This window comes from Mesorhizobium sp. BR-1-1-10 (assembly GCF_020165595.1).
GTDB classification, from domain to species: domain Bacteria; phylum Pseudomonadota; class Alphaproteobacteria; order Rhizobiales; family Rhizobiaceae; genus Mesorhizobium; species Mesorhizobium australicum.
Genome location: NZ_JAIUIL010000004.1, coordinates 87,251 through 101,491, shown reverse-complemented (window position 1 = coordinate 101,491; position 14,241 = coordinate 87,251). Strand labels below are relative to the sequence as shown.

The window sequence follows — 14,241 nt, the reverse complement described above, 5'->3', positions numbered from 1 at the left end:
ACGAGATGGCCAGCAGCCTCGAACAGTATCATTCGAAGCGTGACTTCAAGAAGACCGCCGAGCCGGCGGGCAAGGTTGCGCGCGGCAAGAAGGACGGCGGCATCTTCGTCGTCCAGAAGCATGCCGCCACAAGGCTGCATTACGATTTTCGCCTCGAGCATGACGGCGTGCTGTGGAGCTGGGCGGTGACGCGCGGCCCGAGCCTCGATCCGCACGAAAAGCGGCTGGCCGTGCATGTCGAGGATCATCCCATCGACTATGCCGGCTTCGAAGGCACCATCCCCAAGGGCGAATATGGCGGCGGCTCGGTCCTCGTCTGGGACGAGGGCACCTGGATGCCCGAGGGCGATCCGGCCAAGATGATGGCGAAGGGGCACATCAACTTCGAGCTCGAGGGCCACAAGCTGCGTGGCAAGTGGCATCTGGTGCGGCTGCGGCCGCGGCCCGGCGAAAAACGCGACAACTGGCTGCTGATCAAGTCGGACGATGCCGCCGCACGCCCCGGCGAGGATATTCTGCAAGACGAGCCGAAATCGGTGAAATCAGGCCTGACGATCGAGGAGGTCGGCGAAGGCAAGGCGGCCAAGGGCGAGAAGCCGAAGGTCTGGCATTCGAACAAGCCGGCCGCCGGCAAGGCCAAGACCGGCGGCAAGAAGCTCGATTTCATCGAGCCGCAACTCGCCACGCTGGAGCGCGACGCACCGTCGGGCCAGGACTGGCTGCATGAGGTGAAGTTCGACGGCTACCGCATGCAGGCGCAGATCGCCGGCACCGACGTTCGGCTCTTGACCCGCACCGGGCTGGACTGGACGGAAAAATTCGGCGGCGAGATCGCGGCCGAACTCGCCGGGCTGAAATGCAGCGACGCCATCCTCGACGGCGAGATCGTCGTGCTGGCCGACAGCGGCGTGTCGTCCTTCGCGCTGCTGCAGCAGGATCTGTCGGCGAAGCGGACGAACCGCTTCATCTATTACGTCTTCGACCTGATGCGGCTCGACGGCAAGGATTTGCGCCGCGAGCCGCTTGTCGAGCGCAAGCAGGCCCTGCAGGCGCTGCTCGGCGAGCCGTCCGACACCGCGGCGGTGCGTTTCTCCGACCATTTTGCCGAACCCGGCAAGATCATGCTGGAACATGCCTGCCGCATGGGGCTGGAAGGCGTCGTCTCAAAACGCGCCGATGCGCCCTACCGGAGCGGGCGCGGTCCGGCATGGGTCAAATCGAAATGCACGGCACGGCAGGAATTCGTCATTGGCGGCTATCTGCCGTCGGACAAGACCGGGCGCGGCCTGCGCTCGCTGCTGGTCGGCTATTTCGAAGGCGGCAGCCTGCACTATGCCGGCCGTGTCGGCACCGGCTTCTCCACCAAGAGCGCCAACGACCTGAAGAAGAAGCTCGATGCGCTGAAGGCGGACGCCTCGCCCTTCGATGCGGCCGTGCCGAAGGGCAAGGGCCTGGTCTGGGTCAAGCCGGAACTGGTCGGCGAAGTGGAGTTTCGCAGCTGGACGTCGGACCGTATAATACGCCATGCTTCGTTCCAGGGGCTGCGCGAGGACAAGCCGGCGGAGGAAGTCGTGCAGGAAAAGCCCAATGCAACGGGAACAGGGGCAACGGGAACAGGGGCAGCGGGAACCAAAACAGCGACAGGCAAGAGCCCCGCCAAGCCCAAGCCGGCGGCAGGCAGCGCCAATACGGCAGCACCGGCGGCGAAAACCAGCGTGAAGCTCTCCCACCCGGACAAGCTTCTGTGGCCCGACGAAAAGATCTCGAAGCAGGCCCTGCTCGATCACTACGCGCTGGTATGGCCGCGCATGAAGCAATTCGTGGTCGACCGCCCGCTCAGCCTGGTCAGGGCGCCCGATGGTGTCGGCGGCCAGCGCTTCTTCCAGAAGCATGCCTCGCCCGGCATGCATGCGAAGATCGAGAAGACCAAGGATCCCACGGATGGCGAGGAAATCCTGTTCATCCGCGATTTCGACGGCATCGCGGCGCTGGTCCAGCTCGGCGTGGTCGAGATCCACATCTGGGGCTGCACCATCGACAAGCTTGAACAGCCCGACCAGATCGTCTTCGACCTCGACCCCGACGAGGGCGTCGATGTGAAGGCGGTGCGCGAGGCGGCGCTCGACATCAGGGGCAAGCTCGACGAGCTGTCGCTGCCCAATTTCGTCAAGACATCGGGCGGCAAGGGCTTTCACGTCGTCGTTCCGCTGAAGCCGTCGGCGGATTGGGCCGAGGTCAAAGGCTTCGCCCATGATTTCGCCAGGGCGCTGGAGCAAGGCGCGCCGGATCGCTACACCGCGACGCTGTCGAAGAAGGCGCGCACGGGGAAGATCTTCGTCGACTACCTGCGCAACGGCAGCGGCGCGACCACCGTCGCGCCCTACTCCTCGCGCGCCAAGAAGGGCGCGACGGTGTCGATGCCGGTGACCTGGGCCGAGATCGAGGCCGGCCTGCCGCCGAACGCCTTCCCGATCGGCGACAAGACGACGTTGAAACGGCTCTCGGAAGCCGATCCGTGGGTGGATTTCTTCAAGAAGGGGAAGGTGCTGAAGCGGGGCTAGCTCGACTTTCGGCGCGCCGACCTCACCCCAAAAACACCCTCTCGAACGCCTGCTTGCCCGGCGGCGAGAAAATCACCGCGCGGCTGTCCTTCTCGCGGCGCGCCCATTTCTCGGCAAGGATCTTGTCGAGGATGGCGGCGCCAAGCGTCCCGGCGAGGTGCGAGCGCCGCACGCTCCAGTCGAGGCAGGCGCGGCACACCGGCCGCCGCGGCTTGGTGTAGACATCGATGCCGATCGCCGCGAAATGCGATGCGGCGGATGGCCCGAGCCTGATCTCCTTGTCGTTGCGGACCAGTATGTTTTTCTCGACGAGGCGGTCCAGCATCGCAACGGCCTGCTCGCCGGCAAGGTGATCGTAGCAGACGCGCGCGCCGCGCATCGCGCCGTCGCGCGGGCCTGGCCGCACGCGCCTGGGGCCAACGGCTTCCGCCACGCCGGTGATGGCCTCGATCATGCCGGCCACTTGCGGGCCGGCCAGACCGTAATAGCGATGCCGGCCATGGCTGGCCAAGGTCAGCAGCCCGCCCTCCATCAGCTTGGACAGATGCGAGGAGGCGGTCGGCAGCGACACGCCGGCCTCCAGCGCCAGTTCGCTCGCGGTCAATGCCGTGCCGCCCATCAGGGCGTTCAGCATGTTGGCGCGGGCCGGATCGCCGACCAGGCTGGCGATGCGGGCAATGTCGGGTCCTTCACGCATGGTTTGATCCTCATCGAAGCATTCTTGTCAGATAACCATTATTCTCCGACGGGATCAAGGAGACGAGGATGGCCGCACGAATCGCTTTCACCCCCGAACCGGTGCCCCGCCGCCAATCGTTCCCGTTCGTCACCTGGGTCCGCTCACGGTTGCTGGCCCGCTGGTATGACCGCCATTCGCAGCGCCGCGACCTCTCGGAGATCGACGACCACCTGCTGCGCGACCTCGGCCTGACACGGGAGGACGTGCGCCGCGAATGCGCGAAATCCTTCTGGCAGGCGTGATCGCCAAATCATCTGCCTAGCAGATCGGGTGGCACGACGTTTCGAGGCCGCTCGAACTATCGGCGCGAAAGCCCATCAAGGAGACCGACATGACCATCACCTGCTTCATCCGCTACGAGATCGACCCGTTCGGCAAGGCCGCCTTCGAGGAATATGCCCGCAACTGGGGTCAGGCCATTCCGCGCTGCGGCGCCGATCTGATCGGCTATTTCGCGCCGCATGAGGGCTCAGCCACGACGGCCTATGCCGCCTACAACATCGAAAGCCTTGCCGCCTATGAAGCCTATCGTGCTCGGCTTGCCGCGGACCCCGCCGGCAAGGCAAACTATGAATTCGCCAAGCGCGAACGCTTCATCCTCAAGGAGGACCGCATGTTCCTGAAACTGGCTTCCGGCCCGTATGCGCCGCTGGTGAGGACATGATCGCCGTCATCTTCGAGGTGCAGCCTGCGCAGGGCCGGCGCGAGGCCTATCTGGGCATAGCCGCCGACCTGCGGCCGCTGCTCGACGGCATTGACGGCTTCATCTCCGTCGAGCGCTTCCAGAGCCTGGCCGACCCGGACCGGGTGCTGTCGCTGTCGTTCTGGCGCGACGAGGAGGCGGTGAAGGCCTGGCGCAACACCGAAGAGCACCGGCAGGCGCAGCGGGCCGGGCGCGGCGGTATCTTTGCCGGCTATCGATTGCGGATCGCGCACGTGGTGCGCGACTACGGACTGGCCGAGAGGGACGAGGCGCCAGCGGACAGCCGGGCCGTGAATGGGTAGAGTTATTGGGCTGACGTTGGCGCCGCCCCTCACCTGCCTGCCATCGCCGGTTTCGCCAATCGCCAGCGTTGGAAGAAAGGAGCCAGCGCTGCAGCCAGCCTCCTTCTCCCCGTCACTATACGGGGAGAAGTGCCCGGCAGGGCGATGAGGGGCAGCGCTGACCTCGCCACTTTGTTTACGCATTCCCGATCAGCACGCCCGCCGCGAACACCAGGGCGCCGCCCAGCACCACCTGGAAGGCGGCGCGCAGGAACGGGGTCTGCATGTAGCGGTTCTGGACGAAGGCGATGGCCCACAGTTCGAAGAACACCACCACGGCGGCTACCGCCGTCGCGGTCCAGAAATGCGGGATGAGATAGGGCAGCGCGTGGCCGAGGCCGCCCAGCGTCGTCATGATGCCGACGGTCAGGCCCCGCTTGATCGGTGAACCCCTGCCCGACAGCTTGCCGTCGTCGGAAGCGACCTCGGTGAAGCCCATCGAGATCCCGGCGCCGATCGAGGCGGCGAGACCGACCAGAAGCGTCTGCCAGGTGTCATGGGTGGCAAAGGCGGCGGCGAAGATCGGCGCCAGCGTCGATACCGACCCGTCCATCAGCCCGGCCAGGCCCGGCTGCACATAGGTGAGGATAAACTGGCGCTGCTCGGCGGTCGCCTCCTCGACCTTGACTTCGCCCGGCACGTGTTTCTGCTCCAGCGCATGCGCCGAGCTTTCATGGCCCTGTTCGGCCGCGGCCAGATCGTCGAGCAGCTTGCGGGTCGAGGCGTCGGTGGTGCGCTTGGCCGCCTCGACATAGAACAGATAAGCCTGTCGCTCCATCGCCTCGGCCTGGCGGCGCACGGCCTCGATGCCGAGCGGCCGCACCAGCCAGTCGGGCTTGCGCTCGAAATAGCCCCTCACATGTTCACGGCGGATCAGCGGAATGCGCTCGCCGAAACGCTTGCGGAAGAGTTCGATCAGCGAGTCGCGATGGCCGTCTTCCTCCTCGGCCATGGCCTCGAAGAGTTTGGCCGATTGCGGAAAGGTCTCGGACAATCCGTCCGCATAGGCCCGGTAGATACGCCCGTCATCCTCCTCCGATGAAATGGCCAGCGCCAGGATCTCCTGTTCGGAGAGCGATTCGAAGGAGCGGCGGCCGAAGCCGAAAACACGGGAAAGCATGAGGAAATCACCCTAGTTTAGAATTGTTCTAAACTATGATTTGCAACGTCCTTGGTCAATCGTGCGCTTGGCCACGGTCAAGAATAGTTGAGCCGGCACCGGGCATCCCTCTTCATTATCAGCGAATGTTTACCTATATATCGGGCCAAGCCAAAAAAGGAACGAGCTGATGACGGCCAAGAAGCCTCCGCACCCCTACGACCCGAAACCGGTCCTCGATCTCATCGCCAGCATCGAGGCCGACCTGCAGCGCCTGAAGGGGCTGGTCGAGCAGCAGATCGAGAAATTCGACCCCGCCAACCCGCACAACAAGGCACCCGACGGCAAGCTGACCGAGGAAGGCGTCGAGTGCTGCTACCGCATGTTCGACGAGGGCAAGTCGCGCTATTCGGTCGCCCAGCAGATGAAGATCTCGTTTGCCGCCGCCACGCATCGGTTCAACAATTGGCGCAAGCTGGGCGGCAGCAAGCGGCAGCGGACATTGCTGGGGTGAATTTCGATATGCGGGCGTGACGGCCGCAACGCAGGATGTGTTTGTGTCTTGATCACAACGCGAACTTTGTCCCGGTCACATCTTTTCGTTGGCATCGCGCGCGCCTTTGCGTGCACCATGGCCGGATCGCATCGCCACAGGACCCGCCATGACCACCCCTCCCGGCATCGCCGACATCCATGCCGCCGCAGCGCGCCTCTCGGGCCTGATCGTCGAGACCCCCTTGATCGAATCGCAGGAACTGAACAGGCGCTTCGGCGGCCGCATCCTGTTCAAGCCGGAGACGCTGCAGCGCACCGGCTCGTTCAAGTTCCGCGGTGCCTACAACAAGCTGTCGACGCTGAGCGAGGCGGAGCGCTCGCGTGGCGTCGTCGCTTTCTCTTCGGGCAATCACGCGCAAGGCGTGGCGGCTTCCGCCGCCATGTTCGGCGTCAAGGCGGTCATCGCCATGCCGGCGGATGCACCTGACATGAAGATCGCCAATGTCCGCAGGATGGGCGCCGAGGTGGTGCCCTTCGACCGATTCAAGGACGACCGCATGACGGTGGTGCGCCCCTATCTCGACAAGGGCATGGCGTTGGTGCCGCCTTTCGACGATCCGGCCATCATTGCCGGCCAGGGCACGATCGGACTGGAGCTGGTCAAGCAGGCGCGGGCTCTGGGTGTCGGCCTCGACGCGGTCGTCATCCCCTGTGGTGGCGGCGGCCTGACCAGCGGCATCTCGGTCGCCGTGAAGGATACCTCGCCCGGTACCGCGATCTGGGCGGTCGAACCCGAGCATTTCGACGACACGCGCCGCTCGCTGGCGGCGGGCGCCAGGGTTTCGAACGAGCCGGGCCATAGTTCGATCTGCGACGCCATCCTCACCGCCGAGCCGGGCGCGATCACCTTCGAGATCAACCGCCGCAACCTCGCCGGCGCCGTCGCCGTCTCAGAGGATGCCGTCAGGCGGGCGATGCGCGACGCCATGGCCTATCTCAAGCTGGTGGTCGAGCCCGGCGGCTGCGTCGCGCTGGCGGCGCTGTCGTCGGGCGAGATCGAGCTGTCGGGCAAATGCGTCGCCGTGGTGCTGTCCGGCGGCAATGTCGATTTCGGCACCTATGCCGGGATCATGGCGGCGTAGGGCGGCACAGGTCAGCTCTCGTCAGTCCAGCGTGCGCCTGAACCGCACCAGCGCCACGCCGGCGAACAGCGCCACGAAAACCGCCAGCCAGCCGATCTCGGTCGCCACCGCCGGCAGTTGCGCGCCCTTCAGCATCACCGCGCGGGTGATGCGCAGGAAATGCGTCAGCGGGAAGATCTCGCCGAAGGTCTGCGCCCAGTCCGGCATGCCGCGATAGGGGAACATGAAGCCCGACAGCATGATCGACGGCAGGAAGAAGAAGAAGGTGAGCTGAAGCGCCTGCATCTGCGTGCGTGCGATCGTCGAGATCGTGTAGCCGAGCAGCACCAGCGACAGCACGAACACCAGCACCGCCGACAGAAGCAGCGTCATCGAGCCGGTGAACGGGATGGCGAACAGAAGCTTCGACGCCGCCAGCACCACCACCACTTGCACGGCGCCGACCGCCAGGTAGGGCAGCACCTTGCCCATCATGATCTCCAGCGGGCTCGACGGCATCGCCAGGAGATTTTCCATCGTGCCGCGCTCGGTCTCGCGCGTCAGCGCGATCGAGGTCATCATCACCATGGTCATCTGCAGGATGACGCCGAGCAGGCCGGGCACGATGTTGTATTGCGAGATGCCTTCGGGGTTGTAGCGGCGGTGGACGACGACATCGAGCTGCCCCCTGGCGGCTTCCGCCGCGGCTTCCTGCGTGCCCTGCGCTCTCAGCAGCGCCTGGCCAGCGATGGTGCCGAGCGTCGAGATGGCGCCGCTGGCGACCGCCGGATCGGTGGCGTCGGCCTCGATCAGGATTTGCGGCTTGTCGCCGCGCTCGACCCGCCGGGCGAAATCGGCCGGGATGGTGACGACGAAGGCGACGTCGCCGCGCGCCATCAGGAACTCGGCCTCCTCGGCGCTTTGCGCGACATGGTCGAAGCGGTAGTAACCGGTGGTCTGCAGCGCCGCGACCATGGCGCGGGTATAGGGATCGCTGCTGGTCGCCACCAGGGCCGCCGGCAGGCTTTTCGGGTCGTTGTTGATGGCGTAGCCGAACAGCACGAGCTGGATCAGCGGCACGCCCAGCATCATGGCGAAGGTGATGCGGTCGCGCCGCATCTGGATGAACTCCTTGATCAGCAGGGCGCCGAGCCTGGCGAAGGAAAAGACGCTGTTCATGCCATGTTGTCCTTCGATCCCGACATGAACTGGATGAAGACATCCTCCAGGCTGGTCTCGCCCGGCGTCACCGTCACGCCGTTGTGCTCTCTCTCGACATCGGCAAGCGCGGCCTCGAGCTTCTCGCGGTCGGAACCGACGACGTGCAGCGTCGCGCCGAACGGAGCCACCTGGTCGACGCCGGGGCGGCCTTGCAGCGCTTGCGCCACCTCGTCGAGCTTTGGACCCTGCAGCACGAAGGTGGTCAGGCCCGCATTCTTCACCACCTCGGCGACGGTGCCGGTGGCCAGCATCCTGCCATAGGAGATGTAGCTGATGCGGTGGCAGCGCTCGGCCTCGTCCATGTAATGAGTGGACACCAGCACGGTCAGCCCGCCGCTCGCCAAGCGATGGATCTCGTCCCAGAACTCGCGCCGCGCCTTCGGGTCGACGCCGGCCGTCGGCTCGTCCAGCAGCAGCAGTTTCGGCTTGTGCATGATGCAGGCGGCCAGCGCCAGCCGCTGCTTCCAGCCGCCGGACAAGGTGCCGGCCAGCTGGTTGCGGCGCGTCGTCAGGCCGAGCTCCTCCAGCGTGCGCGAGACATAGTCCTCGACCGGCCGCAGCCGGTAGAGCCGCGCCACGAATTCGAGGTTCTCGCCAATCGTCAGATCCTCGTAGAAGGAGAATTTCTGCGTCATGTAGCCGACTTCGCGCTTGATCCTGAGGCTGTCGGTGCGGATGTTGAAGCCCAGCACCGTGCCTTCACCCTCGTCCGGCGTCAGCAGGCCGCACATGATGCGGATGGTGGTGGTCTTGCCCGAGCCGTTGGGGCCGAGGAAGCCGACGATCTCGCCCTCGGCGACCGACATCGTCACATGGTCGACGACGGTCTTGTCGCCGAAGCGCTTGACCAGGCCGTGAACGTCGATGGCGTTCATTTTCCCATATCCGCGAGATCGACATCGACGATCTGGCCGGGCTGCAGCGGCCCCGCATCGCCCTCCGGCCGCGCCTCGACGAGGTAGACCAGCTTCTGCCGGTTTTCCAGGGAGTAGATCACCGGCGGGGTGAATTCGGGATCGGGCGAGACATAGCTGACGCGCGCCTTCACCTCCGGGCCACAGCCGTCGCAATGGACGCTGAGCAGGCTGCCGACCTTGACCGAGGAGAACGCGCTTTCCGGAATATAGACGCTGAGCTTCACCGCGCCGTCGGGAAGCACCGAGATGACCGGCGCGGTCGGGCCCGCCGTGTCGCCGGGATTGCGGATGACGTCGTTGACGCGGCCTGGCGAAGGCGCGGCCAACACCCGTTTGGAGAGCCGCCATTGCGCCTGATCCAGTGCCGCCTGCGCCTGTTTGACCTGATTGTCGGCGGCCTTGATCGTTTCGGCGCGCGCCGGCAGGCCGCCGACCGCCAGGTTGGCCTCCGCCTGGCCGACCTGCGCATTGGCCGTCTCCAGCGTCGCGGAAGCCGTGTCGAAATCTGCCTGCGTGCCGGCGCCGCGTTTGAACAGGTCGCTGGCGCGGTCGAATTTTCGCTTGGCGTCGGCGGCCTGTGCCTTGGTCATGTCGACCTCGGCCTTCAGCACGGCGATCTCTTCCGGCCGCTTGCCGACCTGGAGATCGGCATACTGCGCCTGCGCCTGGGCCAGCGCCGCCTGCGCTTGCGCCACCGCGATCTTGGCGTCGGCATTTTCGAGTGTCACCACGGTGGCTCCCGGCGTGACGCGGTCGCCGCGCTTCACCGCCACCGTCTCGACCTGCGCCACCTCGATCGGCGCCAGGAGCACATAATCGCCCTCGACATAACCGACGGCGAGCGGTGCCGCCGGCGCGCAGGCACCGAACAACTGCGCGGCGAGCGGCAGCGAACACAGAAAGCTCATTGTTTTGATCCCTTCATCCCTGGCCCCTTCCGGGCGGCCAGTATGGCGCCGAGATTGTCCGTGGTGACCGCCACCACCTTGGCGACCTCGGCGGCGCCGATGTCGCGCCAGCCCATGCGGCGCATGACAGCCTCGCGGCCGATGCGGAAATAGATGACCTGGCCGATCAACGTGAACACGGTGAGCCGGGTGCGTTCGCTCTCGGCCGGCTCGCCGGTGGCCTGCTCCCACATCTGGCACAGCCGGCGGTGCGTCGGCTCGAAGACACCGTCATAGATGCGGTCGAGCGCCGCCGTCGGATGCGACAGCTCGCGCAGCACGAATTGCACGATTTCTCCGGCCTGCGGCTGTGCCACGATGAAGCCGACCATCCGCTCGAGTGCCGTGAAGAGCTGCGCGCGCGCCGCCTCAGGATCGCTTGCCGCCGCCTGTCCGTGGCCGAGCCCCTCGCCGGCGCCCAGTGCCTGCCCTGCGACGCCCTGGATGGTCTCGACGATGAAGTCGGCGGCAGCGGCGCGAAGACCTTCCTTCCCGCCGAAATGATAGGCGATCGAGCCGATATTGGCCCCCGCCTCGGCGGCAATTTCGCGCGTCGAGGTGCCGTCGAAGCCCTGCCGCCCGAACAGTTTCAACGCCGCCTGGACAAGCGCGGCGCGCGTCGGCTCTGCCGGGGAGGTCTCGCGGCGGGGTCTCTTGGCGTCTGGCAATTTGATCATCCAAAGACCTTAATCAATCGATTGATTAAGGTCAACTTGTGTGCGGCGCTGTCTTGCCATCGCGCGCGGCAACCGCTTTAGTGCGCGGCCATGGGCAAGGAAGTCGAGCGTAAGTTCCTGGTCTCCAGCACCGCATGGCGGGATCTGGCGGAAGCGGATATCCGCATTCTCCAGTTCTATCTCGCCACGGCACCCGGGCGAACCGTCCGCATCCGCATCAGCGATGGCGCCTCGGCCAGGCTGACGCTCAAATTCGGCAGCAGCGCGCGCGAGCGCGACGAATTCGAATACCCGATCCCGCTGGCGGAGGCGGTGGAGATGCTGGACTTCGCCATCGGACGTGTCATCGAGAAGACACGTCACCATGTTAGGCATCGCGGCTATCTCTATGAAGTCGATGTCTTTGGCGGTGCACTGGCGGGACTTGTGGTGGCCGAGCTCGAGACGCCGGAAGAGGTTCCGGACGAAATGCTGCCTGACTGGCTCGGCCGGGAAGTGACCGGCGAGCAGAAATTCTACAACGCGTCGCTCGCCCTCGGGGGGATACCGGAGATCGCCGCATGAGCTTTCGTATCGATCCGCGCCTGCCGCTGACCGGCGAGGTCAGGCGTATCCTTGCCGAGGAGATCGGCAAGGCCCTGCTGCATCTGGAGACCGCGCACACCCGGCCGGAACAGGGGCTGCACAAGTGCCGCAAGCGGCTGAAAAGCGCGCGTGCCTTGTTGCGCTTAGTTCGTTCCGGTGACGAAACATTCTGCACTACGGAAAACCAGTGCTATCGCAATGTCGCGGCGCTGCTTGCCGGTCCGCGTGAAGCCACGGCCCTGATCGAAACCATCGATCGGCTGGCGGCGGGCTTCGCCAGGGAAAGCGTCGATGGCGGGCTTGATGCCGTGCGCGACAGGTTGATCGCACGCCAGCATGATCTGCACGAAGGCGCCGGCCTGAAGGCGGCGATCGGGGCGGCCACCGCCGCCTGCGAAGACGGCCTGAAGCGCATCGAAACCCTTGCTTTGCCCGATCAGCCGGAACAGGCCGCCGACGTGCTTGCCGAAGGCGCCCGCGTCGCCTTGCGCCGCGCCAGGAAGGCGCTCGACAAGGCCGGCACGCGCGGTGAGGCCGACGATTTCCATGACCTGCGCAAGGCGGCCAAGACGCATGGCATGCACCTGTCGCTGCTGGGCAGGCTATGGCCGACCCCGATCAAGGCGCGGCGCAAGGCCGTGGATGAACTGGGGGAGCGGCTCGGTGAACTGCATGATGTGTTCGTCATGCGCGCGCTGCTCGAGGCGGACAGCGAGCCGCTGGGGCCGCCCGAGGACACAAAACTTCTCGGCAAGTTGCTCAAGCGCTCGGAAAAGAGCCTCAGGAAAGCCTGTCTCGCCGAGGCCGCCGAACTGTTCGGCGACAGCCCCAGGCACGCGACGAAAAAGCTCGCCCGCAAGGCACGCGACGATCTCGCCGGTGCCTCGTCCGCTGATGATCTTGCCGCCAGTGCCGGCTGATGGGCGGCGGACCTCGGCCGGTCTAAGCTGGTAGCGGCCGCCGGCCTTTTGCCAGGGAAGGCTGGTCCTCCATCCGCGCCCCGGCGTCGCGTGGATGCGGCCCGATCGGCATGATCGCCTCGAACGGCGTGGCGCCAAAGGCAAAGGTCCACTTGTAGCCGATCAACCCGTCCTCGGGCGTGGTGTGCTGGTCGTGATGGGCCAGCAGTCTCGCCCGGTCGGCCAGTTCCTCGGCCTCGCGCCGCACCATCTCCGCCGTCTCCGGACGCATTCGCCTGGAGAAGCTGACGAAGGTCGCCTCCTTCTCGATATGGGTGATGGCCCAGCCGATGAAATTCTTGTTGGTCATTTCGAACAGCGGCCTGAGCGGCCCCTCGAAATTCCACTGGATCGGCGTTTCGACCAGCAGTTTCGCCGACAGGCCACGGCCAAGCGCGATCAGGCCGAGTTGCTCAAGGTCGCGCAGATAGAGGAACATCGAGGCCTCACTCAGGCCTTGCGAGCGCCTGATGCCTTCAGGCGTGAATTTTTCCGACAGCATGACGAAGACGAACAGCAGCGCCGGCCGGCTGGCGAGCCGTCGCTCGATCTCGGGCGCGATGTGGTTGACCGGCCCCGGCCCGCGGTTCATCGAGCCGAGCACGTTTTCCAGTTCGACGCCGGCGGCGGCGCAGATCTCCACCAGCCGGTCGAGCTTGCAGTTCTTCTCATGGAAGATGCGCTTCACCGTCGGCTCGGAAACGCCCATCCGTTCGCCGAGCTCACGATAGGTGACACCCTTGGCCTTCAGTGTCCGTTTCAGCGCCTCGAAGATTGGGCCGTTCATGGGATGCGCCTCTTGCTGGCGGTTTCGTATCGATATTCGATACTAGCTTCAATCCGGCTTCCCGAGAAGTATCGAAAATCCTAGCTGTTCACTGACATCACAGGAGAGCAGCCATGAACATTGTCGTCACTTCCGCCGTCATCGCCGCCATCGGCATTGCCGCCGCCCAGGCCGCCCAGGCCGACGAGCTCTGGCGCGAAACGGGCCTCGAACAGCCTGAATCGGCGCTGTTCGACGCCGCCAACGGCCGCATCATCGTTTCCAACATCGTCGGCAATCCGGGCGACGCCGACGGCAACGGCTACCTCAGCCTGCTGTCAACGGATGGCAAGATGGTGAGCCAGCACTGGACCGACGGCATGGACGCGCCCAAGGGCATGGCGATATCGGGCGGCAAGCTCTATGTCGCCGACATCACCAAAATCCGTGTCGTCGACCTCGCCAGCGGCAAGCTCATCGCCAGCATCGTGGTCCCTAACGCGGTCTTCCTCAACGACATGACTGCGGATGCCTCGGGCAAGGTCTACGTCACCGACATGCTGGCGGATGCGATCTACCGCATCGACGGCGACAGGCCGGAGCTGTTCGTCAAGGATCCGCTGCTGGCCTCGCCCAACGGCGTCTTCGCCGATGGCGACAGGCTGATCGTGGCCTCCTGGGGCAAGGGCATCAAGGCCGACTTCAGCACGGCCGAGCCCGGCGGGCTGCTGGCGGTCGACATCGCCAGCAAGGCGGTGACGCCGCTGGCGGGCGCCCAAAACTTCGCCGACCTCGACGGCGTCGTCGCCATCGGCGGCACCATCTATGCCACGGCCTACATGACCGGCACGCTCTATCGATACAGGACCGGCGGCGGGCCGGAAGCGGTGGCGCATTTCAAGCCGGGCAGCGCCGATATCGGCACCGACGGCAAGTCGATCCTCTACGTGCCGCTGATGAACGAAGGCGAGGTCGCGGCGCTCAAGATCGAATGAGCGCTGGCGTCCGCACGACCTTCGCTGACAGCCGTGGATGGAGCGTGGTAGGACGGTCCCTCCACGGCAATGGTCAAGGAGGTGTGCCATGGACGACCGGGAGATCAGAGCGGCC

General features: G+C 65.5%; 16 protein-coding genes. 9 read left to right on the top strand and 7 right to left on the bottom strand.

Going from position 1 to position 14,241, the window contains the following annotated elements; genetic code table 11:
- Window positions 1-5 precede the first annotated feature (5 nt).
- Window positions 6-2,561: a DNA ligase D gene (gene ligD, locus LB555_RS09305; protein ID WP_224682745.1), complete on the top strand. Its 2,556-nt coding sequence runs from the start codon at window positions 6-8 to the stop codon at window positions 2,559-2,561.
- A gap of 22 nt (window positions 2,562-2,583) precedes the next feature.
- Here ligD and LB555_RS09300 read toward each other — a convergent pair whose 3' ends face one another.
- Window positions 2,584-3,258, bottom strand: coding sequence for an ArsR/SmtB family transcription factor (locus tag LB555_RS09300; protein WP_224682744.1), 675 nt, complete (start codon window positions 3,256-3,258; stop codon window positions 2,584-2,586).
- Between the two features lie 68 nt (window positions 3,259-3,326).
- Here LB555_RS09300 and LB555_RS09295 point away from each other — a divergent pair, with 68 nt between their 5' ends.
- The 3 genes from LB555_RS09295 (at window position 3,327) to LB555_RS09285 (ending at window position 4,305) form a co-directional block, all read left to right on the top strand.
- Window positions 3,327-3,542, top strand: a complete 216-nt coding sequence (locus LB555_RS09295) for a DUF1127 domain-containing protein (RefSeq protein WP_224524698.1) — start codon at window positions 3,327-3,329, stop codon at window positions 3,540-3,542.
- An 89-nt stretch (window positions 3,543-3,631) separates the two neighbouring features.
- Window positions 3,632-3,964, top strand: a complete 333-nt coding sequence (locus LB555_RS09290) for an NIPSNAP family protein (RefSeq protein WP_224682743.1) — start codon at window positions 3,632-3,634, stop codon at window positions 3,962-3,964.
- Window positions 3,961-4,305, top strand: a complete 345-nt coding sequence (locus LB555_RS09285) for an antibiotic biosynthesis monooxygenase family protein (protein ID WP_224682742.1) — start codon at window positions 3,961-3,963, stop codon at window positions 4,303-4,305. The genes LB555_RS09290 and LB555_RS09285 overlap by 4 nt, the downstream gene beginning before the upstream one ends.
- A 175-nt stretch (window positions 4,306-4,480) precedes the next feature.
- Here LB555_RS09285 and mbfA read toward each other — a convergent pair whose 3' ends face one another.
- Window positions 4,481-5,464, bottom strand: a complete 984-nt coding sequence (gene mbfA, locus LB555_RS09280) for an iron exporter MbfA (protein WP_015314774.1) — start codon at window positions 5,462-5,464, stop codon at window positions 4,481-4,483.
- A gap of 169 nt (window positions 5,465-5,633) precedes the next feature.
- Between mbfA and LB555_RS09275 the strand changes: the two genes are divergently transcribed.
- Together LB555_RS09275 and LB555_RS09270 are read left to right on the top strand one after the other, a co-directional pair.
- A complete protein-coding gene (locus LB555_RS09275) occupies window positions 5,634-5,957 on the top strand; it encodes a hypothetical protein (protein WP_140712067.1) in 324 nt (107 codons plus the stop codon).
- A 148-nt stretch (window positions 5,958-6,105) separates the two neighbouring features.
- Entirely contained in the window at window positions 6,106-7,080 is a 975-nt protein-coding gene (locus LB555_RS09270; protein WP_224682741.1) for a threonine/serine dehydratase, read from the top strand.
- A 21-nt stretch (window positions 7,081-7,101) separates the two neighbouring features.
- On the opposite strand, the gene LB555_RS09265 is transcribed toward LB555_RS09270, so the two are convergent.
- From LB555_RS09265 to LB555_RS09250, 4 genes are read right to left on the bottom strand one after another with little or no spacing between them, the layout of a single operon-like run.
- On the bottom strand, window positions 7,102-8,238 hold the full coding sequence (locus LB555_RS09265) for an ABC transporter permease (RefSeq protein ID WP_015314771.1): 1,137 nt from the start codon (window positions 8,236-8,238) through the stop codon (window positions 7,102-7,104).
- Window positions 8,235-9,155 (bottom strand): ABC transporter ATP-binding protein, encoded by a 921-nt coding sequence (locus tag LB555_RS09260; RefSeq protein WP_224682740.1) that lies wholly within the window; start codon window positions 9,153-9,155, stop codon window positions 8,235-8,237. The genes LB555_RS09265 and LB555_RS09260 overlap by 4 nt, the downstream gene beginning before the upstream one ends.
- Complete coding sequence (locus LB555_RS09255) at window positions 9,152-10,105, bottom strand: HlyD family secretion protein (protein ID WP_015314769.1); 954 nt, start codon at window positions 10,103-10,105, stop codon at window positions 9,152-9,154. The genes LB555_RS09260 and LB555_RS09255 overlap by 4 nt, the downstream gene beginning before the upstream one ends.
- Window positions 10,102-10,821 carry a CerR family C-terminal domain-containing protein gene (locus LB555_RS09250; RefSeq protein ID WP_224682739.1) on the bottom strand — a complete coding sequence of 240 codons (720 nt, stop codon included), beginning with the start codon at window positions 10,819-10,821 and terminating at the stop codon, window positions 10,102-10,104. The genes LB555_RS09255 and LB555_RS09250 overlap by 4 nt, the downstream gene beginning before the upstream one ends.
- 90 nt (window positions 10,822-10,911) lie before the next feature.
- Here LB555_RS09250 and LB555_RS09245 point away from each other — a divergent pair, with 90 nt between their 5' ends.
- Both LB555_RS09245 and LB555_RS09240 read left to right on the top strand, forming a co-directional pair.
- The gene (locus LB555_RS09245; RefSeq protein ID WP_224643077.1) at window positions 10,912-11,385 is read left to right on the top strand and encodes a CYTH domain-containing protein; all 474 of its coding nucleotides are present in this window, start codon (window positions 10,912-10,914) and stop codon (window positions 11,383-11,385) included.
- Window positions 11,382-12,326, top strand: coding sequence for a CHAD domain-containing protein (locus tag LB555_RS09240; protein WP_015314766.1), 945 nt, complete (start codon window positions 11,382-11,384; stop codon window positions 12,324-12,326). The genes LB555_RS09245 and LB555_RS09240 overlap by 4 nt, the downstream gene beginning before the upstream one ends.
- Window positions 12,327-12,348: 22 nt before the next feature.
- On the opposite strand, the gene LB555_RS09235 is transcribed toward LB555_RS09240, so the two are convergent.
- Window positions 12,349-13,152: a helix-turn-helix domain-containing protein gene (locus LB555_RS09235; protein ID WP_224592192.1), complete on the bottom strand. Its 804-nt coding sequence runs from the start codon at window positions 13,150-13,152 to the stop codon at window positions 12,349-12,351.
- 113 nt (window positions 13,153-13,265) lie between these two features.
- On the opposite strand from LB555_RS09235, the gene LB555_RS09230 reads away from it, so the two are divergent.
- Window positions 13,266-14,126, top strand: a complete 861-nt coding sequence (locus LB555_RS09230) for an SMP-30/gluconolactonase/LRE family protein (RefSeq protein WP_224682738.1) — start codon at window positions 13,266-13,268, stop codon at window positions 14,124-14,126.
- The last annotated feature ends 115 nt before the right edge of the window (window positions 14,127-14,241 follow it).